The organism is Streptomyces sp. NL15-2K (assembly GCF_030551255.1).
GTDB lineage: Bacteria > Actinomycetota > Actinomycetes > Streptomycetales > Streptomycetaceae > Streptomyces.
Genome location: NZ_CP130630.1, coordinates 12,086,092 through 12,107,134, shown reverse-complemented (window position 1 = coordinate 12,107,134; position 21,043 = coordinate 12,086,092). Strand labels below are relative to the sequence as shown.

General features: G+C 69.7%; 19 protein-coding genes. 5 read left to right on the top strand and 14 right to left on the bottom strand.

From position 1 onward, the window contains the following. The first annotated feature begins 32 nt into the window (after positions 1-32). Complete coding sequence (locus Q4V64_RS53105; protein ID WP_124436478.1) at positions 33-686, top strand: maleylpyruvate isomerase N-terminal domain-containing protein; 654 nt, start codon at positions 33-35, stop codon at positions 684-686. Between the two features lie 79 nt (positions 687-765). Here Q4V64_RS53105 and Q4V64_RS53100 read toward each other — a convergent pair whose 3' ends face one another. Both Q4V64_RS53100 and Q4V64_RS53095 read right to left on the bottom strand, forming a co-directional pair. Further along, entirely contained in the window at positions 766-1,716 is a 951-nt protein-coding gene (locus tag Q4V64_RS53100) for an SDR family NAD(P)-dependent oxidoreductase (RefSeq protein WP_303715264.1), read from the bottom strand. Between the two features lie 199 nt (positions 1,717-1,915). After that, complete coding sequence (locus Q4V64_RS53095; protein WP_124445779.1) at positions 1,916-3,139, bottom strand: IS110 family transposase; 1,224 nt, start codon at positions 3,137-3,139, stop codon at positions 1,916-1,918. A gap of 436 nt (positions 3,140-3,575) precedes the next feature. Here Q4V64_RS53095 and Q4V64_RS53090 point away from each other — a divergent pair, with 436 nt between their 5' ends. Then, positions 3,576-4,454, top strand: a complete 879-nt coding sequence (locus Q4V64_RS53090) for a helix-turn-helix transcriptional regulator (protein ID WP_253266718.1) — start codon at positions 3,576-3,578, stop codon at positions 4,452-4,454. Positions 4,455-4,482: 28 nt separating this feature from the next. Here the strand turns inward: Q4V64_RS53090 and Q4V64_RS53085 are convergent, their stop codons facing one another. Continuing rightward, a complete protein-coding gene (locus tag Q4V64_RS53085; RefSeq protein ID WP_124437391.1) occupies positions 4,483-5,397 on the bottom strand; it encodes a VOC family protein in 915 nt (304 codons plus the stop codon). A gap of 236 nt (positions 5,398-5,633) precedes the next feature. On the opposite strand from Q4V64_RS53085, the gene Q4V64_RS53080 reads away from it, so the two are divergent. After that, positions 5,634-6,530: a fumarylacetoacetate hydrolase family protein gene (locus Q4V64_RS53080; RefSeq protein WP_124437392.1), complete on the top strand. Its 897-nt coding sequence runs from the start codon at positions 5,634-5,636 to the stop codon at positions 6,528-6,530. Further along, the gene (locus tag Q4V64_RS53075) at positions 6,527-7,642 is read left to right on the top strand and encodes a zinc-binding dehydrogenase (RefSeq protein WP_216377526.1); all 1,116 of its coding nucleotides are present in this window, start codon (positions 6,527-6,529) and stop codon (positions 7,640-7,642) included. Before Q4V64_RS53080 ends, Q4V64_RS53075 begins: the two co-directional genes overlap by 4 nt. Before the next feature lie 25 nt (positions 7,643-7,667). Here Q4V64_RS53075 and Q4V64_RS53070 read toward each other — a convergent pair whose 3' ends face one another. The 3 genes from Q4V64_RS53070 to Q4V64_RS53060 form a co-directional block, all read right to left on the bottom strand. Beyond that, complete coding sequence (locus Q4V64_RS53070) at positions 7,668-8,471, bottom strand: GntR family transcriptional regulator (RefSeq protein ID WP_124437393.1); 804 nt, start codon at positions 8,469-8,471, stop codon at positions 7,668-7,670. A gap of 444 nt (positions 8,472-8,915) precedes the next feature. Then, a complete protein-coding gene (locus Q4V64_RS53065; RefSeq protein WP_124437394.1) occupies positions 8,916-10,301 on the bottom strand; it encodes an aromatic acid/H+ symport family MFS transporter in 1,386 nt (461 codons plus the stop codon). 177 nt (positions 10,302-10,478) lie between these two features. Next, positions 10,479-10,793: a hypothetical protein gene (locus tag Q4V64_RS53060; RefSeq protein ID WP_124437395.1), complete on the bottom strand. Its 315-nt coding sequence runs from the start codon at positions 10,791-10,793 to the stop codon at positions 10,479-10,481. Positions 10,794-11,890: 1,097 nt separating this feature from the next. Here Q4V64_RS53060 and Q4V64_RS53055 point away from each other — a divergent pair. After that, positions 11,891-12,634 (top strand): alpha/beta hydrolase, encoded by a 744-nt coding sequence (locus Q4V64_RS53055; RefSeq protein WP_124437397.1) that lies wholly within the window; start codon positions 11,891-11,893, stop codon positions 12,632-12,634. 299 nt (positions 12,635-12,933) lie between these two features. Here Q4V64_RS53055 and Q4V64_RS53050 read toward each other — a convergent pair whose 3' ends face one another. The 8 genes from Q4V64_RS53050 to Q4V64_RS53015 form a co-directional block, all read right to left on the bottom strand. Beyond that, positions 12,934-13,437: a hypothetical protein gene (locus tag Q4V64_RS53050; protein WP_124437425.1), complete on the bottom strand. Its 504-nt coding sequence runs from the start codon at positions 13,435-13,437 to the stop codon at positions 12,934-12,936. Between the two features lie 17 nt (positions 13,438-13,454). After that, a complete protein-coding gene (locus tag Q4V64_RS53045) occupies positions 13,455-13,763 on the bottom strand; it encodes a hypothetical protein (RefSeq protein ID WP_216377529.1) in 309 nt (102 codons plus the stop codon). Positions 13,764-13,981: 218 nt separating this feature from the next. Next, positions 13,982-14,629, bottom strand: coding sequence for a response regulator transcription factor (locus tag Q4V64_RS53040; RefSeq protein WP_124437398.1), 648 nt, complete (start codon positions 14,627-14,629; stop codon positions 13,982-13,984). Between the two features lie 2 nt (positions 14,630-14,631). Next, the gene (locus Q4V64_RS53035) at positions 14,632-15,819 is read right to left on the bottom strand and encodes a sensor histidine kinase (protein WP_124437399.1); all 1,188 of its coding nucleotides are present in this window, start codon (positions 15,817-15,819) and stop codon (positions 14,632-14,634) included. 50 nt (positions 15,820-15,869) lie between these two features. Continuing rightward, the gene (locus Q4V64_RS53030; RefSeq protein ID WP_124437400.1) at positions 15,870-18,074 is read right to left on the bottom strand and encodes an MMPL family transporter; all 2,205 of its coding nucleotides are present in this window, start codon (positions 18,072-18,074) and stop codon (positions 15,870-15,872) included. A gap of 225 nt (positions 18,075-18,299) precedes the next feature. Beyond that, positions 18,300-18,818, bottom strand: coding sequence for a cupin domain-containing protein (locus Q4V64_RS53025; RefSeq protein ID WP_124437401.1), 519 nt, complete (start codon positions 18,816-18,818; stop codon positions 18,300-18,302). Between the two features lie 62 nt (positions 18,819-18,880). Then, positions 18,881-19,945: an aminoglycoside phosphotransferase family protein gene (locus Q4V64_RS53020; RefSeq protein ID WP_124437402.1), complete on the bottom strand. Its 1,065-nt coding sequence runs from the start codon at positions 19,943-19,945 to the stop codon at positions 18,881-18,883. Then, entirely contained in the window at positions 19,942-20,946 is a 1,005-nt protein-coding gene (locus Q4V64_RS53015; RefSeq protein WP_124437403.1) for a C-terminal binding protein, read from the bottom strand. The genes Q4V64_RS53020 and Q4V64_RS53015 overlap by 4 nt, the downstream gene beginning before the upstream one ends. Between the last annotated feature and the right edge of the window lie 97 nt (positions 20,947-21,043).

The following is a 21,043-nucleotide window of genomic DNA, read 5'->3' as shown; positions in this document are numbered from 1 at the left end:
TCCGCCGTCCCGGTACGGCCTACCGTGCCTGAGTGGATCTCTTCTCACGCTCTTGGACGGCATTGCGGACAGCGGTCGACGAACTCTCCGACCAGGACTGGGAACGGCCGTCCGGCTGTACCGGCTGGCTCGTGCGGGACCTGGTGTGCCACCTGATCATCGACGCCCAGGACGTCCTGATCACGCTGGTCACGCCCGCCGAAACCGAGCCGACCGCGGACTCGGTCACCTACTGGGACCTTGTCGAGCCCCCGACCGGCGAGGATCCGCTCGACGCACTGATCCCCCGGCTGGCCGCCGCGTACGGCGACCCGGCGCTGCTCAGGTTCCATTTCGACGACGTCGGTTCCGCCGCCGGGCGTGCCGCCGAACTCGCCGACCCTGGCGTCCGAGTCAGTACGCAGGACAAAGTGCTGACCGTCGGCGACTACCTGTCCGCGTACGTCGTGGAATGGACGTTGCACCACCTGGACCTGATCGCGCACCTCCCCTCGGCCGCCGAGCCGCCGGCCGAGACCCTCGCGGCGGCCCGCGCCTCGCTGGAAAAGATCGCCGGGGCACCGATTCCGGCGTCGTTCTCCGACAAGGACGCGCTGCTGGTCGGGACCGGACGTCGCGCGCCGACGGACGCCGAGAAAGCCGCGTTGGGTGCGATGGCCGCGAAGATCCCGCTGGTGCTGGGCTGAACGAGCCACGGCCGGGGTGTCCTCGTCCGCCTCCGGCCGTTGCACCCCGAGATCATTGGGTCGAGACCGTGCGGGTTCGTCAGAAGTCATCTGAGAGCCCATCCGCCCCGGCGGCGTACGCGGCGGTGAGCTGTTCGGCGGCATCCCACAGTTCACGCTCGCGCTGCGGGTCGTAGGACTCCTGCGACGAGCGGTCCGCACGGCCGCGGTCGACGTAGGAGCCGGTCGGTGCCTGGGTCGTGCCCAGGACGACGTCGGCGAGGTAGCGGCCGGCGGCGCTGCGGCGGGTGGCGAACGGCGTGAGGGTCATCACCGGCAGGATGCGCCGCATCGCGAACCGGGAGACGGGCCCTGCGTTGCGGGCGAGGCCGGTGCCGGGGACGAAGCCCGGGTTGTAGGCGACGGCGTCGATCCCGGCCGGCAGGCGGCGCGCGTACTCGTGCACGAGGTAGAGGGCGGCCAGCTTGCTCGTCGAGTACGCGGTGCGCCCGGCGGTCGTGGTGTCCGGTTCGGGGAAGGCGCCAGTGCGGGCGAGGACGTCCGGGGACTTCCAGGCCGGGCCGGGCACCATGCCCATGTTGTGCCTGAAGTCGCCGAAGTGGGTGTCGCTCGCGGTGATCACGATTCGGGCGGGCGCGGCGAAGCGGTCCTGGAGCAGGCGGACGAACAGGTGGTTGGCGAGTACGTTGACGGCGAAGGTGGACTCGAAACCTTCGGGTGTCTCGGTGAGCGCGTTCGTGTACTGCGTGCCCGCGTTGCCCACGAAGCCGCGCAGCGGCGGGAGTTCACCCTTGTCGAGCCGGTCGCGGATCCCGGTGGCGGCCGAGCGGACGCTGGGAAGCGAGCAGAGGTCCGCCGAGACGTGGGAGACCGTGTGCCCGCCCGTGGCGAGTTCCGCGGCGAGTTGTGCGCCGGAGGAGCCTCGGGCGACGACGAGCAGGTGCACGTCCGGCGACCGGCACAGGAGGTGCTCCGCGGCGACGCGGCCGATCCCGCGGCTCGCGCCCGTCATCACGATGGTGTGCTGCATGGGGGGTGCCCCTATCTGTTTCGTCAACCCCGGGGGGTCGGCTTGTAGGGGTTGATCGTGGTTTTCGGGAACGTCCCGCGAAGCGGGATGTTCCTGGCGGATCGGGTGGCTGATGGGCATCCCGGTGGCCGGCAGGGCCGGAGTGGCCGTGCCGGTGCGCGGGCGTGATGGGGCTTGGAGGGTAGGGGCGGTGGAGTCGTCAGGCGGCGAGGTCGACGTCGTTCGGGGTGCGTGCTTCGTAGAGGGCCCCGGTGCGGATCATGGCGTGGATGACGTTCACGCGCTGGCGGGCCAGGCGGAGGATCGCCTGGGTGTGGGTCTTGCCGCGTGCGCGTTGCCGGTCGTAGTAGATCCGGGAGGACGGGTCGGCTTTGCAGCCGATCGCGGCGAACGCGGCCTGGAACAGGGCGCGTTTGAGGAGCCGGTTGCCGCGGTGGGGTGCGTGCTCGCCGCGGATGGAGGTGCCCGAGGACTTCGTGGCGGGGGCGAGTCCGGCGTAGGAGGCGAGGTGTCCGGCGGTGGGGAAGCCGGTGCCGTCGCCGATCGCGACGATCACGGCCGCTGTGGTCCTGACGCCCAGGCCGGGCAGGGAGGTCAGGAGGTGGAAAAGAGGGAGGGCCTCCAGCAGGGCGGCGATCTCCTGCTCGGCCTGGCGGCGCTGGGTGTGGGCGGCGGCGAGCTGGGCGGCGAGTCCCGGCACGATCAGCGCGGATGCCTCGGTGCCCGGCACGACAAGGGTCTGCTCGGCGAGCGCGTCGAAGATCTCTGCGGTCAGGTGGTGGGCCTTGCGCGAACCGTGCACCTTGAGCAGGGCCTCGCAGCGGGCCCGGCCCAGTTTCCTCAGTCTCGCCGGGGAGCCGTGCCGTTGGAGGAGCGCCTGGATATAGGGGTAGGCCAGGCGCGGGCCGAGCACACGCTCGAGAGAGGGGTGGATCTGAGAGAGCAGGCCGCGCAGCCGGTTGGTGGCGCGGTTGACCTCGCCGGCCAGGTCGTTGTCGTAGCCGGTGAGCATGGTCAGCTCGGCCAGCACCTCGTCGTCGCGGTCCACCGCGCGCAGGGTGTGCGGCATGGTGCGGGCGGTCTCGGCGATCACGAACGCGTCGCGGGCGTCGGTCTTGGCCTCGCCCGGGTGCAGGTCGGCGGCCCGCCGCATCGACAGCCCGGGCAGGTAGGCCACCCGGCAGCCGGCCGCGCGGGCCACCGTCAGCGGCAGCGCGCCGATGTTGGCGACCTGGTCCACGATCACCAGGACAGTGCCGAACTTCGCCACCAGCCTGGTGAACAGCTCCAGCAGTTTCGGCTCGGTGTTGGGCAGCCGCTTGTCGTGCACGGTTCTGCCGTCTTCGGTCCGGCCGTGGGCGTGGTGGAACTCCTTGCCCAGGTCCAGGCCGAGGAAAAGATCTATCGCGGTCGTGTCGACCATGTACGCGTGCCCCTCGCCACTCGTCTCCTCAACTCCCGGCCGTCCCTGCGGCACCACACGCCGGCAACCACGTTACGCAGACATGCCACCAGTGAAACGGCCCGGCATTGCGCCGGACCAGGCGGTCGTCAGGCCCCTCATCAGCGGTCAAGCGGTGCCCCGAAGCCCGGCGGCAACACCCCCCAGGTCATCCGTACGACAGGGGGCACACAGCCATACCGGACCCGGGGGCCAGGCGCCCCATTGCGGGGCCACGAAAAAGGTAACGGGGCTCCTCAACGGTCAGGCGATGGCGCCCGGTCAACGTCAGGCGATGGCGCCCGGCTCGGGCACAACTCCACGTTCGCCACTTGCGCCGACGCCAACCAGTGCCGTCCCCGTCACTAGGACTGGCAGTACCCAGGCTGACGCTGCGCCGCGCGGCGAGAATGAACCCATGGATTCCTCCCGCTCGGACTCCCGCTCCGATTTCGCCGCGCTCCTGCGCACCTGGCGCGACCGCCTCTGTCCGACCGACGCCGGCTTCACCGTCACGGACGGCCGTCGCGCACCGGGGCTGCGCCGCGAGGAACTGGCGCAGCTGGCCGGGCTTTCCGTCGACTACGTCCTGCGTCTGGAACAGTCACGCGCGAAGAACCCCTCCGGCCAGGTCGTCGGCGCCCTCGCCCGGGCCCTGCAGCTCTCCCGCACCGAGCGCGACCAGCTGTACCGGAGCGCCGGGCTTCTGCCGCCCCAGGACGGGACGGTCAGCACCCATGTGCCGCCGGGGATCCAGCGGCTCGCCGCGCGCTTGGGCGACGTCCCGATCGGCGTGTTCACGGCCGACTGGACCCTGGTGTGGTGGAACACCACGTGGAGCGCCCTGCACGGCGACCCCGCCCTTGTACCGACCACCGAACGCAACCTCGCCCGCGCCCTGTTCGGCAACGGCGCCGCGCACGCCGCGATGCTCGACGTCCGGTCCGAGCGGGGACAGGACGCGTTCGAGGCGTCGATCGTCGCCGACCTCAAAGACGCCGTGTCCCGCTACCCCGCGGACGCCCAGCTCGGTCGTCTCGTGCAGGAACTGCGAGAGGTCTCCGACGCGTTCGCTCGTCTCTGGGCCACGCAGACGGCCGCCATCCAGCACACGACCGACCGCAAGACGATCCGGCATCCGGAGATCGGCGACATCCTGCTCGACTGCGACGTCCTCATCGTCCCCGGCGCCGACCTGCGCATGGTCACCTACACGGCAGCGATGGGAAGCAGCGACGCGGGAAATCTCGACCTCCTCCGTGTCACATCGGGCCGTACCGCCACCGCACTCCCCTGACCGGTTACCGAACAGCCCTGCGACGGCGTCAGAAGGGCTTCTCTTCCTGGTTGGTGATGAAGTCGGCCGGCATGTCGGGGCTCCATACGGCGGGCGGGCAGTCCCAGTCGTTCGGTTTCCAGTTCTCGGTGATGCAGTCCATGTCGCCGGAGTACTCGATCCAACTGCCCCAAGGGTCCTGGACGTAGTGGAAGAGGTTCGAACCGAGGGTGTGCCGGCCCAGGCCCCAGCCCTTGGAGTAGCCCGAGGCGGCCATGTTCCGCGCGCCCATGGCGATCTGGTCGATGTCGGCGACCATCCAGCTGGAATGGTGCAGGCCGGGGTGCGTTCCCGGGACGAAGCCGAAGACGTGGTGGTCGCCGGGCCCGGAGTTCATGAAGGTCGCGATCCCTCGGATGCGGTCCGACAGGCGCAACCCGAGGGTGCGGGAGTAGAAGACTTCGGAGGCGTCCAGATCGGTGCTGAAGATCAGCATGTGCCCGAGGCGCTGGGGGCGGGGCTTCTCGTTCGCGTCCAGCCAGCGCGCGTGGTCGACCCGGCGCCTGCGGTCGCCGACGTTGGCGTCCTGCGCGTCCGTGGTGCCGAAGTCGCGCCAAGGGGCGACCCCCTCGTCACGGAGGTTGATCAGGTTGCCCTCGTGATCGCGCAGCCACAGCCCGCCGGGCACGTCGGCGGGCGCGTCGAGCAGCTTCACCCCGAGGCCTTCCAGGTGGCGCTGCCACGCGGGCAGCGAGCCCGGCTCCACGGCGAAAGCCACGTGATGGAGCCGCTTGACCGGTCCCTCCATCAGCACCGTCTGGTCCTGCTCCCGGCCGTCGCAGCGGATCACCACCGCGTTGCCACGCTCCGCCGTCTCCAGTCCGAACGCGCTGTAGAAGCTTTCACCCGCGTCCAGCGACGGCACTTGGAGTCCGTAGTGCAGAAGACCTTTGACACGCAACATGTGCACTCCTCATGGTTCTGGTGGACCCGCGTCGTAGCGAACTCCACCCTCTCCAAGTGTGTGCACCTTTACTGATTGGCGTCCAGACTTCAGAGGCAACCATTTCCGACCTTTGGAACGGCGGTCCTGCTCTGCCCGATGCGTCCACTTCGCGCGACATGGACGCCCACCCTTCACGAGCCAATGTGTATGCACTATGGTTCAGCTGGCCTAGAGAGCCGCTTGTTGGAGGAGCCATGAAACCGCCTCAATGGTCGCTGGTGCAGTATCGGGTCGACGACTCGGAGACGGTCACCGTCGGCGTGGGCGTCAACGGCACTGTGGTTCAAGCGCCGCCCGAGATCGCGGGTCTCACGCTGATGGAGGCGCTGGGCCACTGGGACTCACTCGCGCCATCGCTGCGCGACTGGACCCCGGCAGTGTCGGAAGCCGTCGCCGGTGCCCGGCTCGCTCCCCCGCTGACGTATCCGGGCAAGGTGCTCTGCGCGGGCGCCAACTACTGGGACCACGTCGCCGAAATGGGCATCGAGCGCCCCGACGCGCTGGGCGAGCCGTTCTTCTTCCTCAAGCCGCCGACGACGACCGTGACGGGACCGGGAGACCCGGTGCCGCTGCCCGGCTACGCCGGCGCCCGTGTCGACTGGGAGGCCGAGCTCGCCGTCGTCATCGGGCGGGCCGGGCGCGACATCGCATGCGAGCAGGCACTCGACCACATGGCCGGCTACCTGGCGGCAAACGACATCTCCGCCCGGGACCGCCTCACCTCGGCGATGCCGGTGGCAGAACCGTTCGCCTACGACTGGCTCGGCCACAAGGGACAGGACGGTTTCTGCCCGCTCGGCCCGGGACTCGTGCCCGCCTGGCAGATTCCCGACCCGCAGAACCTGCGGATCCGGCTCAGTGTCAACGGCGTGGTGAAGCAGGACTCCTCGACCGCGCAGATGATGGTGCCGATACACGAGGTGGTCGCGGCGGCCAGCCGTCTCACCAGGCTGGAACCCGGGGACGTCATCCTCACCGGAACACCGGCCGGCTGCGGAGTGCCGCGGGGGGAGTTCCTCGCGGCCGGGGACGACGTCGTCGTCGAGATCGAACGGATCGGCCGGCTGCAGAACAAGGTGGTGGCGTCATGAACAGCACTGCGGTCGCCTCGGCGCACGGCTGGCCCGAGCCGATGCCCGTACCCGAAACCATGCGCGCCATGGTGTTCCGCCGTTTCGGAACGCCCGACGTCCTGGAAGAGGCCACGATCGGCATCCCCCGCCCCGGCCCCGGCGACGTCCTGGTGCAGGTCGCGGCGGTCGGCATCGGCCGGCTGCTCGACCTCACGGCGCGGGCGGGCCACCACCCCTACGCCCGTTTCCAGCTGCCCCACGTCCTCGGCGCGGACCACTCCGGCGTCGTGGCCGCCTTGGGAGACGGAGTGGAGTCCGTCCGGGTCGGAGACCGAGTGGCTGTGTATCCCGCGGTCGCGTGCGGCAGCTGTGCTCACTGCGCGGAGGGCCGCGAAGAAGCCTGTGCCGGTCTCTCCCTGGTCGGCACGCACCGGCCCGGCGCCTACGCGCAGTTCTGCGCGGTGCCCGCCCGCAACGTCCACCGGGTTCCGGACGGGATTCCACCCGCGATGGCCGCCTCCTTGGCCCAGGTCGGCCCGGTGGCCGCCAACCAGCTCGTACAGGCGGGACTCCGCCCCGGGCACTGGGTGCTCGTCCAGGGCGCCGCCTCCGCACTCGGCTCCACCACGGCCGCACTCGCCCAGCACCTCGGCGCGAGGGTCATCGCCACGTCCCGGTCGCCGGAGAAGCGCAAGGCGCTGGCCGCGGCGGGCGCCGACGTCGTACTCGACACCGCCGCCGCCGACTTCGTCGAGCGAGTACGCGAGGCCACCGGCGGCCACGGCGTCGACATCGCCGTCGACAATCTCGGCAATCCGGCCGTGTGGGACGCCACCCTCGACTCCCTGGCCCGTGGCGGCACCGTGGTCACCTCCGGCGCCTTCCTGGGAGGCAAGGTCCAGGTCGATCTGCTTCGCCTGTACTCCAACTGCCACCGCATCATCGGCGTACGCACCGGAAACCCGGCCTCGGTCAAAACCCTGTGGACCCAGGTGGAGCACGGGTTCCGTGCCGTCGTCGACCGCACGTTTCCCATCGCCCGCGCCGCCGACGCCCACCGCTACATGGAGGACGACAACAACGTCGGGCGCGTGGCACTGACCCTGAGGCTGCCGGACTGGGACGCCTGAGGGGCATACCGGCATACCCCTGGCGTCAGGACTGACTGCCGCCGGCGATGCCCAACGCTGTCCGAGTGGCCGCGGGTTCGTACTCGGGGGCGGCTTCGGCCAGCACACCCAAAGCGGTGCGGGCGAGATGACCGGCGACCACGCGTGCGGCCTCTGCGGGGTCACTCCCCCGCAGGGCCGCCAGCAACGCTTCGTGCTCCTTGTGAGCCCTGGCATGTGAACCGGGTACGCCCAGCTGGGCCAGTCTGATGTAGCGCTCGCTGTGTTCGCCGAGCGACGCGAGCATCCGTTGTAGGTGTGTGCCCACCGCCTGAGTCGAGATGTGGTGGAACTCCTTGTGGGCGGCGTACCACTCGTCCGACTGGTCGGTGCCCGCCAGTTCCTGCATCCGCTTGAGTACATCGCTCATACGCTCGAGGTCCTCGTCCGTGAGCGACTTCGCCGTCACACGGACAGCGAGGGTTTCGAGCATGATGCGAGCCCCGTACACACCGTCCAGGTCTTCGGGGTCCACCGCCTTCACCCGTGCCCGCTGGTCGGGCCGCGCGTCGATGAGCCCTTCTTCCTGAAGCAGGCGGAACGCCTCACGCATCGGCGTACGGCTGACACCCAGCTTCCGGGCCATCTCGGCCTGGAGCAGCACCGACCCCGGAGGCAGCTCACCGCTGAGGATCATGGCGCGCAGCCGCCCGTGAACGTCAAGGGCGAGCCGACGTCCGCCGGCCGCGGCCACGGGAGTCGAGCCCGGCGGCGCGGATGAGACCGCCGCTTCGCTCCCGTTTCCAGTCGGCCATTGCTCCTCGAGGGACTCACTCCTGCTCACACTCACGCCGGAAGTCTACCCAGGTGTATGCAGCCTGATCGGATGGATGGCACGGGATCGAGCCAGGACTGGGCAACGAGGTGATGCACACGTTCACACCGGCTTCTCACTGTATGCACTCACTCTCGGAAGCTCGCACGGTCGAGCACGGCAGAACTCCACCACGCCAGCGGGCTTCACAGGTGGGTGTCCCAGGCGCCGCGGTGGCCTGGCCCCGGGAGGGCGCTGAGACGAGGGCTTCAGCCGCACCACCGCGATCTCTCGCCCTGCGCCAGGACCGTTGACCGGTCTGAGGGCCGCTTCAGGCATCGTCGTCTCCGGCACCTTGCTCTCGCTCGTGTTCGCCTCTGGATGCGGCCGGCCGCGACGGGGCGACGAAGGCAGAGCCGGGGCACGCACCGCGTGCGTGCCCCGGAGCCGGCGGGTCAGGCCCTGCCACCGGATACCGGATCAGGTCGGCTCGACCAGGGAACGCACGGTCCCGCCTGCCTGCCCGTGTCCACCGGAGGATTCCGTGCCCGGCGCGCGGGGGACCAGCCCTATCAGTACGGCGCCCATGACGCCGGGTATGGCGAGGGCGTAGAAGTTCCACTGGAACGCCCACCCGGCCCCGATGATCAGCCCGAGCACCGGCGGCGCGAGCATCGAACCAATACGGCCGAACCCAAGCGTCCAGCCCATGGCTGTGGCACCCATCCGCACCGGATAGTGCTTGGAGACGTAGGCGAGAACGAACGTCTGCGTCCCCATCGCCCCGACGCCGCCCAGAGCGACGGCCAGGTACAGCATCCCCGTCGGCAGCCGCAGGCTGAGCAGGATCACGGACACACTGGCCAGGAGATACGTGGTGACGATGATCGGCTTTGAGCCGAGTCGATCCGCTGCCAGGGAGATGACGATCGTGCCTACGACAGCCCCGATGTTGAACACGAGGAGAAAGGCGAGGGCGGAGCCGGAGGAGTAGCCCGCCCGACGCATGATCTCCGGGAGCCAGGTGTTGAGTCCGTAGATCATGAACAGGCACAGACACGTCATGGCCAGGAAGCAAAGAGTCGCCGCGATGTAGCTGTGTGAAAAGAGAGCCTTCACGGACGACATGCCGCCCGAGTCGAGTCCGGACCGCGCCTCCGCTGACGCCGCTGCTTCCTCCTGCGCGTCATCGAGTGGAATGTTCCAACGGTCGGCTGTCTTCCTGGCCTCGGCGTACCGGCCCTTCGCTTGGAGGAACACGATCGACTCGGGCAGGTATCTGACGGCCAGTGGCACGACGAGCAGGAGTGGGACGAGACCGAGCAGGAACATCGGCTGCCAGCCGGACCGGGGAATGACGAGCATCCCGGAGAGAGCGGCGAGGATGCCGCCCACAGGAAAGCCACTGAACACGATCGCGAACACCAGATTGCGCGTTTTCGGATGCGAGTACTCACCGGCGAGCGCCGTGGCGGTCGGCAGCACACCGCCGAGCCCGAGGCCGGCCAGGAACCGGAACGCACCGAACACTTCAGGAGTGGGTGCGATCGCGCACAGGCCTGTCATCACCGAGAACCAGATCAGGCAGCCGATCAACATCCTGCGCCGGCCCAGTGTGTCGGTGAGCGTGCCGACGGTCGTCGCTCCCATGAGCATTCCGACCAGAGCAACCGAACCGATGAGACCGGCACCGGCCGGAGTCAGGCCCCAGCCCGGCTCATGGAGAAGGGACGGAATCACCGCGCCGTAAACGACCACGTCGTATCCGTCGGCGACGACGGTGATCCCGCAGATGGCAAGTACCAGCAGGGTCACCGGCCGCCAGGTGGCGTTGCCACCGATTCCCTTGCGACTGTCGTCGTGCATGACCGTTCCTTTCGCATTGTGCTGTGTCGGGGAGGTATCTCTCGGCCTCGCATGCGGCGCACGCGCGTTGGCATGGCCGCGCCCCGGTCGGCGCTCGAGTGCGCATGCGGATGCGGATGCGGATGCAGCCTGCTCGCACGGCGGAGGCTGTTTTCCGTGATGGCTGTGCGACCGTCGTCAGGCCCCCTGGCCCGGCCCCATCAGAGACGAGAGCGAGCAGGTGGGCTGCCGGGCAGGATCGAAGCGGCGGCGCAGGTCGGCCACCGCCTCCAGGCCGGGCAGGGTCACCTCGGGCCGTGTCGACAGACCGGCGGGGCCCAGCAGACCGGGGACGGCGGCCCGCGCGTTGGCCGGAGACCAACCGTGCCGGACCAGCGCCGCCTCGATGCCCGGCGCGCCGGAGGTCAGGAGTTCCGAGGTGCTGAGGCGGCAGACCTCGAGGTAGGCGCGGGCGTACCACGCGGTGGCGGCGGCTCGCGGGGTGATCGCCACATTGGTGATGAGGTCGGGTGCGATCTGAAGTCGAGGGCGTGGTACAGGTGCACGGAGCCGGCCCCCGGGAAGACGGCCACAGTCAGCTGTTTTGTGGGCTGGTCGGACGGGCGGAGCGAAGCCGGCCCGGACTGATGAGGTGTTGCGGGGATCTGCGACATGGGGACCTCCTGGGTGCACCGGCCGTGCGACCTCGGTCCGACCGTGCGAAACGAACAGCCGGTGGGCTGGACACGGAGAGGGGGCACGGCCGGTGGGCGGTGCGTGGGGCTGGCTGTACGACGCCCGGCGGGCCGGGGCAGTGGGCGACATCCAGCGTCACGGAGTTCGTGGGCGTCTGCGCGGATCTCTCTGGCGGCCCGGGGCGGGTTGTTCCACCCCTCAGAGGATCAGATTGGATCGGCCATAGTGTGCACACATTGAGGGTGTGGCGTCCATACGTCATGCGCCGATAGGTCGCACTTTGGCGTTCACTCGAGATAACATAGCCGTACAAATCGTCACGATGAGACGGACATAGCCGCTGCGGATCACCATCACGGCCGACCTCTGGCACGGCAGGCCCTGATCAGATCGAATAAGTGAATACAGTTAATCGGTCATGCACTGAAGCAGTTGCTCACAGGGTGCAGAGGCCAGGTCTGGCACCGGTCATGTCCTCGTCGAGCTCGATGAACAACCATGGGGCGCGTGTGCCGTCGCGCCACACGGCGGCCCGGCCGGGCTGTTGGTCCCGCACCTGTATCCGCGGAAGTCCGCGTGTATCTGTGGAAGTCCGCGAAGCAGGTGCGCTGAATCCAGCTGCTCCTCGAGGACGAACATCACGAGAGAGCCCGTACGGCATCGACCACAGCCGGGGAGTCGACACCAATGCCTCTGTCACCTGTTCGGGGCTATTGCACCTGGCCACGGAGCGCACGCAAGAACCCGTTTGGCGGACATCCGCGACCACTGCTACGTTTTCCGGAGCCGTGCTGGAGAACGAGGAGGTGGTACCCGTGAACGCAATATCGACATGGGTGCTCCCCTCCGGGGTCACGGTCGGGCGATAGGTCGTCCGGGAGCGCCGTTCATGGGCACTCCCGAAAGGCACGACCATGCACTTCACTACTGAACAGCGTCTCGACGACGGTGTCCTCGAGCGCGGATTCACCCTCGGCGAGATCCCCGGCATCCTGTGGATGCCCGCGTCCGCGTCCGCGTCCGCACCGGCGCCGCTGATCCTGATCGGCCACCCCCCGCTCGGACTGCGCAAGATGTACCCCCGACTGGCGGGGCGGGCCCGGTATTACGCGGCGGAGTACGGATTCGCCGCGGCCACCATTGAGCTCCCCGGGAGCGGTGAACGACCCCGTTGGGCCGCCGCCGAGCAGGCCCGCGCCGACCTGCGGCGGGTGATGGAGGCCGGCGAGCCGGTCGGCGACGAGATCGTCGACGCCCTCATTCTCCCGCTGGTCGAAAAGGCGGTCCCGGAATGGCAGGGCTCCCTGGACGCCCTCCTGTCGCTGCCCGAGATCGGCGGCCCGGTCGGGTACGAGGGGGGAGTGATCTCCATCGGCGTCCGCCTTGCGGTGGTCGAGTCGCGCATCGTGGCCGCCGGTTTCTTCGCGGGGAGTCTCGTGCCGGCCGTCATGTTCGAGGAGGCCCGCCAGGTCACCATTCCGCTGCATGTCCTGCTGCAGTGGGACGACGAAGGGAACGACCGGCAGGCGGCTCTGGACCTGTTCGACGCCTTCGGCTCCAAGGAGAAGACCCTGCACGCCAATCTCGGCGGGCACACCGGCGTCCCGCAGTTCGAACTCGACGCCGGGGCCCGGTTCTTCGCCCGGCACCTGAAGTGAGGCCGGGCCGTCAGGCCACCAGCAGTCGGTAAGCCGTGTTGGCCAGGATGCTGCTCGTCGAGGGCAGGTCCCGGCGTTCCTTTGCGGGTTACGTTGCGGGCCCCTGCCAACCGGGCAGGGGCCCGCGCTGCCCGGAGCCATGAACTGTTCGATTTCTGCAGTGCTTCGGGCGCTGCCCAATCTGGTGGTGTCCAGGTGCTGTCGGTTTCCCGAGGTCTGGCTCAACTTCTGTGACGCGGCCACGCTGAGTAAGGGGTTCAGACAGGAGCTGACCCAATCGCGGTGGCGAAGACGAGCTGTCAGTCCTCTGCTGTCGGCCGCTTGTTCAGGAACTGCTTCGCCGCCTCGACCGCTTCTCTGCTGAGTTCCTCGTAGGAGACGCCCCAGCTCTTCTCCCAGCCGTCCAGGTTCTGCGCGCAGTGCACAAGGGGTTCCAGCTCTTCGGGGTAGCCGAGGTCATAGGCGATGTCTGCCCAGATGAGGTGAGTGCCGGCGGCGGGATCCAGGGACGCGTCGGCGATCCGACCGGCGATCCAGTAGGCCATTGCCCACTTTGCGGCCCGGGGGTCCGCGGGCGGGTGGAAGAGCAGACCCAGCTCCTCCAGCACCTGGTCGAAGAGCGCTGGCGCTTCCGGCTCTTCGCTCCGGAGCAGGCCAGCCAGCATGGCGAGGGACGGGCTCTCAACCCCGGCAATCAGCGCGTCCAGCCCTGCCTGAATGAGCCGGTCAGATCCGACGTGCCTGCCGAACGCCCTCTCACGCGCGATGTGTCTGAGCCGATCGAGGGCGTCGTCGCGCGTCATCGAAGTCTTCTCGCTCATCATCGGGGAGGAGAAGGCTCCCACATCCGCCGACGCTGCCGCCATCGAGTCCTCCCGTCGTCGGTGATCAGGACATGAGGACGCCCTTCCGCAGGAGTGTGAACTGCGCGGCCAAACATCTGGCGCTTGAGCATCTTGATCCGGTTGACGTGCCCTTCCACGACGCCCGAGCTCCAGGGCAGAGTCAGGCCGGCGATGACGGCGTCGCGGTCGATGCCTGCGGCAAGGGTGTGGAGGCTGGGCAGGTCGTCCTGCCGGACGGCGTCGAGCCGGTCGGGCAGGCGCTCGCCCCGGCGTTCGGTGAGCATGGTCGCGCAGGAGCGGACGTGACTGGTAAGGGCGTCGAGTCACGGGCCGTGGTGAGGTGCGCTTGTCGTGGCGTTAGGCGCGAACGCGCTCGTAGCCAGGCGAGGGACGTTGGGCGCGAGAGGCGGGAACGAACGGCCGCCCCTGCGCACGTCGGAGCGCAACCACAGGGACGGCCAATTCCAGGAGCTCCGTGCGTTCTGGCTAGGGCGCCCGGGCCTCAGGAGCGCGCAAGGAGTCCCCGTTCCAGGGCGACGACGACGGCGCGGGTGCGGTCGCTGACGTCGAGTTTCGCGAAGACCCGCAGAAGATGCGTCTTCACCGTGGCCTCGCCGATGACCAGGCGACGGCCGATCTCGGCGTTGGACAGGCCGTCGGCGACCGCTCTCAGCACGTCCCGCTCGCGGGCGGTGAGCACGACCGGCTCGGGGCGGCGCATCCGAGCCACGAGGCGCTCCGCGACCTTGGGCGCGAGGACCGTCTCACCGCGCGCCGCCGAGCGGATGGCGTCGGCGAGCTGCTCGCGGGTCGTGTCCTTGAGGAGGTAGCCGACGGCGCCGGCCTCCACGGCTCGTTCGATCTCGACGTCCGTGTCGTACGTGGTGAGGATCAGCACCCGGGTGGCCACCGGCAGGGCGACGATCTCGGTGGTGGCGGCCACGCCATCGAGCACCGGCATGCGCAGGTCGAGGAGGGCCACATCGGGGGCGAGCCGCTCGACGAGGTCGACGCCCTCGCGGCCGTCGCTCGCCTCGCCGACGATCTCTATCGTGGGCTCGTTGGCCAGCAGGGCGATGACTCCGGCGCGCATCACGGCGTGGTCGTCCACCACGACCACGCGGATCCGGTCGTACGCGGTGTCGGTCATGGTCAGTCCTGACTGTGCGTGGGAAGGCCGGCGAGGACACGGGTGCCGTCCCCGAGGGAGCTGGTGACGGTGAGTTCACCGTCGAGCTCGGCCAGCCGTCGGCGCATGCCGTCGAGGCCGAAACCTTGGGACTCCTCGACGACGAAGCCGCAGCCGTCGTCGGTGATCTCCAGCTCGACACCGCCCGCGAGTTCGGTGAGGACGACGCCGACGGTGGAGGCGCCCGAGTGTTTGCGCACGTTGGCAAGGGACTCCTGCGCGCAGCGCAGCAGGGCGACGCGGGTGCGCTGGTCCAGGTCCATGTCGGGCAGTTCTGCGGCGACGGTGAGGCCGGTGTCCTGGACGAAGCGGTCCAGGGTTCTGCGCAGGGTGGTGGCCAGCGAGCCGGCCGCGACGCCGCTCTCAGGGGCGGAGCCGACGAGCACCCGGGCCTCGGCCAGGTTCTCGCGCGCGGTCTGCTCGATGGAGGTGAGCTGCTCGGCGCAGCGCACGGGGTCGGTGACGGTGGCGGCGCGGGCGGCCTCCGCGAGCACCACGATGGAGGCGAAGCCCTGGGCGAGGGTGTCGTGGATCTCCCGGGCGAGCCGTTCGCGTTCCTCGGCCGCGCCCTGCTGCTGATACACGGTCGCCAACTCCTCCTGAGTGATGGCCAGTTCGGTGGTCAGTTGCTCCTGTCGCTCGTTGCTCTCGCCGACGAAGCGGTGCACCCACAGCCCCAGACCCACCCCTGCGGCGTAGGCGACGACGGTGAACACCGCGTTCCCGGTGAGGAATTGGGGGCTCCAGCCCTGGCCGAGCGTGCCGCCGAGCACGGTGAGGGCCGCGGCGGCACCGCTGAGCGTGATCGCGTCCCGCGGGGCGCGGGTGAAGAGCCAGAACTGCGGCAGGGACACCACGTAGAAGGCGGCCCCGCCGTCCAGCAGGTAGGACGTCGCGCCCAGGACGAGGGCGAGGACGGCGAGGTAGGTACGGGGACGCAGGACGGGGTTGTCCGGCCGGGTGAGAACGACGGTGTGGCACAGCGCGATCAGAGTGAGCAGGCCGAGCATCCAGTACTTCCGGGCCGGCGACGCGTCGAGCACGGCGACCGCCGGGGGCAGCAGGCCGAACAGGATCCAGCCTGCCGAGTTCCAGCGGCGGATACGGTCCGGGGTGAGCCGGTCACCCGGCTGCTGCTCCCACTGCGTCACGCTGATTCACCTCGTTCGTAAGGGAGTTGAGGGGCCGGCGGTCGAGTCGATCAGCTTACCGATTCCAGGGGGCGGGGGGCCTGTTCGGTGCTGCGGCGGGCACGGCGCACTCCGCGCGAGGGCCACCAGTTGGCCTCGCCGAGCAGGAGCATCATGGACGGCAGGACCAGCATGCGGATGACGAAGGCGTCCAGGAGGACGGCGACCGCGAGGCTGAAGCCGATCTGCTTCATCTCGATTATGTGCAGGGCCGCGAAGCTGGCGAAGACCGTGACCATGATCACGGCGGCGCTGGTCACCACGCCGGCCGAGCTGCCGACGCCCTCGATCACGGCCTTGCGGGTCGGGACTCCGCGCAGGGCTGCCTCCCGGATCCGGCTGATCACGAAGACCTGGTAGTCCATCGACAGGCCGAACAGGATCACGAAGAGGAACAGCGGGACGCGGGTGCCGATCGAACCGGTGGAGGTGAAGTCGACCAGGCCTTCCGCCCAGGTGTGCTGGAAGACCATGACGAGGATACCGAGCGAGGCGGCGGCGGAGAGGAGGTTGAGCAGGATGCCGACCACGCCGAGGACCACGGAGCGGAACGCCCAGACGGTCATGGCGAAGGTGACCAGGAGCAGTGCCCCGATGATGAGGGGCAGCTTCTGTTCCTGGTGGGCCGGGTAGTCGGTGTAGCGGGCGACGTCACCGGTCACCGCGAACTCGGCATCCTTCACCTGGCCGACGGTCTCCGGGAGGTACGTGTCGCGGATGTCCTTGAGCGACGACTGGGCCTTGTCGCTGCTGACGTAGTGCGGGACCTGTAGCTGGAGCATGCTGATCCGCTTGTCGGGCGACGTGGTCAGCTGGGAAGTGCCGCTCAGGCGCGGGTCATCCTTGACGTCGGCGGCGAGTTCGCGCAGGGCGGCGGTCACCTCGGGCGAACGGTCGGCGTCGGCGCGGACGACGACCTGGTGCATGGACTTCAGTTCCGGGTAGGCCGCGTTCAGCCGGTCGTAGACCTGCATGGCTTCGATGGAGCGGGAGTGTGTCTCGCGGCCCATGTCGGTGAGCTTGAGGCCGAGGACCGGAGCGGCGAGGGCGAGCAGCCCGACAACGGTGACGGTGAGCGCGGCGACGGGGTGTTTGGCGACGGGGCGCAGCACCGCGGCGGTCAGGCGGCCGGGGCCGGTCCGTTGCGTCTTCTGCTTCTTCGGCGCGAGCCCGCGGGCCGCCCTGCGCTCGGCACGGCGCTCGGCGCGCATGCCCAGTTTGGCGAGGAGGGCGGGCAGCACGGTCAGGGAGCTGACGACGGCGACGAGGGTGACGAGGACCGCGCCGGTGGCGATGGACGAGAAGATGACGTCGTCGGCGAGGTAGAGGGTGGCGCTGGAGACGGCGACCGCGAGGCCGGAGACGACAACGGCCCGGCCGGACGTGGCGGCGGCGAGTTCGACGACGGCCTGCGGGCTCAGTTTGCCGCCGGCGCGGGCTCGTTCCTCACGTTCGCGCTTGAGGTAGAAGAGCGTGTAGTCGACGCCGACCGCGAGGCCGATGAGCAGGATGATGTTGGTGCTGATGCCATTGTCCGGGAAGACGTGCGAGGCCACCATCGTCAGGCCGACGGCCGCGGCGATCGAGGACAGGGCGAGCAGCAGCGGTACGAGGGCCATCGCCACGGAGCTGAAGACCAGCAGCAGGGTGATGAGGGTGACCGGCAGGGCGATCATCTCGGTGCGCGCGAGGTCGTCGCCGCGCAGCTTGTCGACGCCCTTGCTGATGGAAGGCGATCCGGTCTCCTCGACGCGCAGCCCGGGGTTGGCCTTCTGTACGGCCGCGGTCTGCTCGATCAGCGGGTCGACGTGCTCCTTGCCCTCCAGCTCCGGGCCCTTCATGGTGACGGTGACCCGCACCGCCGTGTTGTCCGCGCCGCGCACCGGGTCGGTGACGGAGAGCACCTCGGGCAGCTTGCGCATCCGGGCGGCGACGTCGGCGGCGGCCGAGTCGGCCGCGGCGATGTCGAGCTTTCCGGCGCCCGGCTTCGCGGTGATCAGGACGTGTTCGACGGGGCGCTGCTGTAACGCGCCCTCCGCGGCGATCGCCTCGCCGCGTCCCGCCTCGCCGATGCGGAAGTCCTCGGTGGTCGCCGCATTGGTGCCGACGGAGATGCCGATACCGAGGCACAGGACGACGAAAACGAACCAGCCGACGATGCCACGCCACGGATGGACGGCGCTCCAACGAGCCATGTGTACGGGAAGATTCTTCATGTCATCCATGCTCTTTGCCGGGGGTGTGGTGCCGACAGCGGCGACCGGTTGAACTTCGGGTCCACCGACTGGTGGACCCCCGTCCGGCTCAGTGGAAGCTGAGAGTGTGGAAGACCGTCACGCTTGTATGGGCAGGTGCCGGCTGCCGGGTGGTCATGTGGACGAAGCGGCTCCTTTGCTCTGGTTTTCGATCATCTGACGGAGGCTGGTTCGGGCGGCGTCGCGCTACGCGCCGACGAGGACAAAGGCCATCGTGACCGGTTGGTCGCTGCGGTTGCGCCAGGCGTGGCGGGTGCCGTTCTGGATCACGATGTCCCCTGCCGACAGGCCCGTGCACAGGCCGTCGTCGAGTTCGAGGACGATCTCGCCCTGCAGCACGATGCCGTAGTCCACGGTCGGCGCCGTGTGCATGCCGTCGGGCTCCATGAGGTCCGCGATGCCGGGCGAGTCGGCCCGCTGCTCCCGGTCGAAGGCGACGGGGTCGAACGCCGGGTCGGCCATCGCGGTGTCCGGTGGAAAGGTCAGGACGATGAACCGCGTGCCACCGGGCGCGGGGAGCAGGCTGGTGACTTTCGGCGTGGGATCCTCCCCGGTCCGGCTGACCTGCTCGCCGGGTTCGGTGGCCCACGGCAGGCGGGACACCCAGCCCGGCAGGCTGGTGAACTCCCGGCTGCGCGGGACGGGCCCGTCGCTGACGACGACCGATCTGCCGTTCTCGTCGTGGCCGGTGACGACTCTGCGCATGTTCTCTCCTCGGTCGGGACCTTCGGATCCGAGAGGCAGCCGGACCCGTCGTGTCGGTCGGGTCAGCCGGGTCGGCCGCTGCCGGGCCCCGTCGGCGCCTCGATCGCGGCCGCCCAGGCGTCCAGGAAGTCCGCCATCGTGGGGGCGGGCGCCCGCAGCAGGGCCGATGCCACCGTGCGTACGAACAACCGGTGGCGGTCGTCCGTGAGGTACTCCACCGGGGACTTGCCGTCCACGCGCGCGAGCAGCAGCGCCGGCAGCAGTGACGCGGCCCGCGTCTCGAGGGCCGAGCGGGGTTCCCAGTCGACGCACCGGACGTACTCCTCGGCCAGCACCCGGGCGGACCGCAGGAGATCGGCTCGGCGCCCGGGCACCACCAAGCTCTTGAGGAGCAGGTGGTTGACGCAGAAGGCCAGGTCGAAGGCCGGGTCCCCGTACCAGGCGCACTCGGCGTCCAGCAGCACGGGCCCCGACGGGCCGACGAGGATGTTCTTGGGACTGACGTCACCGTGCACCAGGGCCAGGTGGGTGGTGGCCGTGCGGTCGGCGAGGCCCTGGAGGATGTCGCTCAGACCGGGGTGCGCGGCGGCGGTGGCCAGCAGATACGGTTCGACGCGCAGGGCGTGGAAGTTGTCGTCGGTGGCGAACTCCGCGGCGAGGGCCGCGTCGCCCGCGCTCGCCGCGTGCAGGTTGCCGAGCAGTTCGCCGACGGCCGCCGCGGTCGCCACCCGCACCTCGCCGTGCAGCAGCTGGGCCTTCCACATCGGGTACCGCTCGGGGGGCAGGTACGCCATCGCGAAGAGGCCGGCTTCGGGGTCGTGGGCCAGCAGTTCGGGCACGCTGTCCGGGCGGTGCCGGGACGCGAACCGCATCCACGCCCATTCGTAGGCGTTGCGCGACACCGGTGCCTGCCAGTCGGCCGCGACCTTCAGCCTGGCCAGGGCGCGTTTGACGCAGAGGGAGCGTCCCGGCAGGTCCACTCGCCACAGGTCGGACGAGACGCCGCCGGCCAGTGGCGTCCAGCGTGTGGCTTCGCCGGGTCGTGCGAGCTCGTGGGCGAGCAGGAAGTCGGCCGGCGCGGTGTCCGGCACGGGGTCCGGGCCCACCGGAGCGGAGGTCTGGCTCATCGACGGCCACCCGACCCGGCGGGCAGGCCGCGGGGGCTGTTGCAGGCGTGGGCCGGTGCCTCGTCCGCCAGGATCCGTACGACTTCCTCGGCGGCGCGGCGGCGCAGTTCGATGACGGACGCGTCGGAGGAGAAGGCGACGTGGGGGGTGAGGAGGGCACCGGGCCGGTCCAGCAGTCCGGCGGGGACGTGCGGTTCGGTCTCCAGTACGTCGAAGGCGGCTCCGCCCAGGTGACCGCTGTCGAGTGCCTTGATCACCGCGTCGGTGTCCACCAGGCCGCCCCGGCTGACGTTGACCAGCAGGCCGCCCGGCCGCATCAGCGATAGTTGCTCGGTTCCGATGATGTGGTGCGTGCCGGGTGTGAGCGGCACGTGGAGGATCACCACGTCGCTGCGGCGCAGCAGGTCCTCCAGGCCCACCATCTCCACTCCGGGGACGTCCTTCGGCGGGTGCGGGTCGTGGGCCAGGATCCGGCAGCCGAACGCACCGAGCTTGCGCACGGTGGCCCGTCCGATCCGCCCGTATCCGACGACGCCGCACGTCAGCGTCGACAGCCGGCGCAGCCGGGCGCTCGCGGGGTCCCAGCGGCCCGCACGGACCTCCCGGTCGAACACGGCAAGGCCCCTCGTCCAGGCCAGCACCATGCCGACGGCGTGATCGGAGACCTCCTCGACGCAGTAGTCCGGAACGTTGGTGACCCACACGCCCCGCTCGGTGGCGGCGTCCACGGCGATGTTGTCGAGGCCGACCCCGAGCCGGGCCACGATCCGCAGGTTGGCAGAGGCCTCCACCGCGGTGGCGGAGACGGGCGCCCAGCAGGTGAGGATCCCGGCGGGCCGGTGCTCGGCCACCAGCTCCTCGATGGCCTCGGCGGAAGCGGGCTCGGCGGGGCCGGTCACGAGCGTGTGGCCGGCCTCCTCGACGACCGATCGCTCGACGGAGTCGTCGGGCCAGGCGTGGTCGGTGAGCAGCACGGTGCCCGGGCGGCTCGATGGTTTCATAGCAGGTCGTCCTCGCAGAATCGTGCGGCCGCGGCGACGGCCGGGCGTCGCGCCCGGCCGCATCCGGTCAGCAGGTCTGATCATCACGCGGAAGGGC

Excerpts from the sequence above, each read along its gene's own strand:
- Q4V64_RS53100 (WP_303715264.1), bottom strand. The coding sequence starts at position 1,716 with ATGCAGCACACCATCGTGATGACGGGCGCGAGCCGCGGGATCGGCCGC.
- Q4V64_RS53095 (WP_124445779.1), bottom strand. The coding sequence starts at position 3,139 with ATGGTCGACACGACCGCGATAGATCTTTTCCTCGGCCTGGACCTGGGC.
- Q4V64_RS53090 (WP_253266718.1), top strand. The coding sequence starts at position 3,576 with ATGGATTCCTCCCGCTCGGACTCCCGCTCCGATTTCGCCGCGCTCCTG.
- Q4V64_RS53085 (WP_124437391.1), bottom strand. The coding sequence starts at position 5,397 with ATGTTGCGTGTCAAAGGTCTTCTGCACTACGGACTCCAAGTGCCGTCG.
- Q4V64_RS53080 (WP_124437392.1), top strand. The coding sequence starts at position 5,634 with ATGAAACCGCCTCAATGGTCGCTGGTGCAGTATCGGGTCGACGACTCG.
- Q4V64_RS53075 (WP_216377526.1), top strand. The coding sequence starts at position 6,527 with ATGAACAGCACTGCGGTCGCCTCGGCGCACGGCTGGCCCGAGCCGATG.
- Q4V64_RS53065 (WP_124437394.1), bottom strand. The coding sequence starts at position 10,301 with ATGCACGACGACAGTCGCAAGGGAATCGGTGGCAACGCCACCTGGCGG.
- Q4V64_RS53055 (WP_124437397.1), top strand. The coding sequence starts at position 11,891 with ATGCACTTCACTACTGAACAGCGTCTCGACGACGGTGTCCTCGAGCGC.
- Q4V64_RS53050 (WP_124437425.1), bottom strand. The coding sequence starts at position 13,437 with ATGACGCGCGACGACGCCCTCGATCGGCTCAGACACATCGCGCGTGAG.
- Q4V64_RS53045 (WP_216377529.1), bottom strand. The coding sequence starts at position 13,763 with ATGCTCACCGAACGCCGGGGCGAGCGCCTGCCCGACCGGCTCGACGCC.
- Q4V64_RS53040 (WP_124437398.1), bottom strand. The coding sequence starts at position 14,629 with ATGACCGACACCGCGTACGACCGGATCCGCGTGGTCGTGGTGGACGAC.
- Q4V64_RS53030 (WP_124437400.1), bottom strand. The coding sequence starts at position 18,074 with ATGAAGAATCTTCCCGTACACATGGCTCGTTGGAGCGCCGTCCATCCG.
- Q4V64_RS53025 (WP_124437401.1), bottom strand. The coding sequence starts at position 18,818 with ATGCGCAGAGTCGTCACCGGCCACGACGAGAACGGCAGATCGGTCGTC.
- Q4V64_RS53020 (WP_124437402.1), bottom strand. The coding sequence starts at position 19,945 with ATGAGCCAGACCTCCGCTCCGGTGGGCCCGGACCCCGTGCCGGACACC.
- Q4V64_RS53015 (WP_124437403.1), bottom strand. The coding sequence starts at position 20,946 with ATGAAACCATCGAGCCGCCCGGGCACCGTGCTGCTCACCGACCACGCC.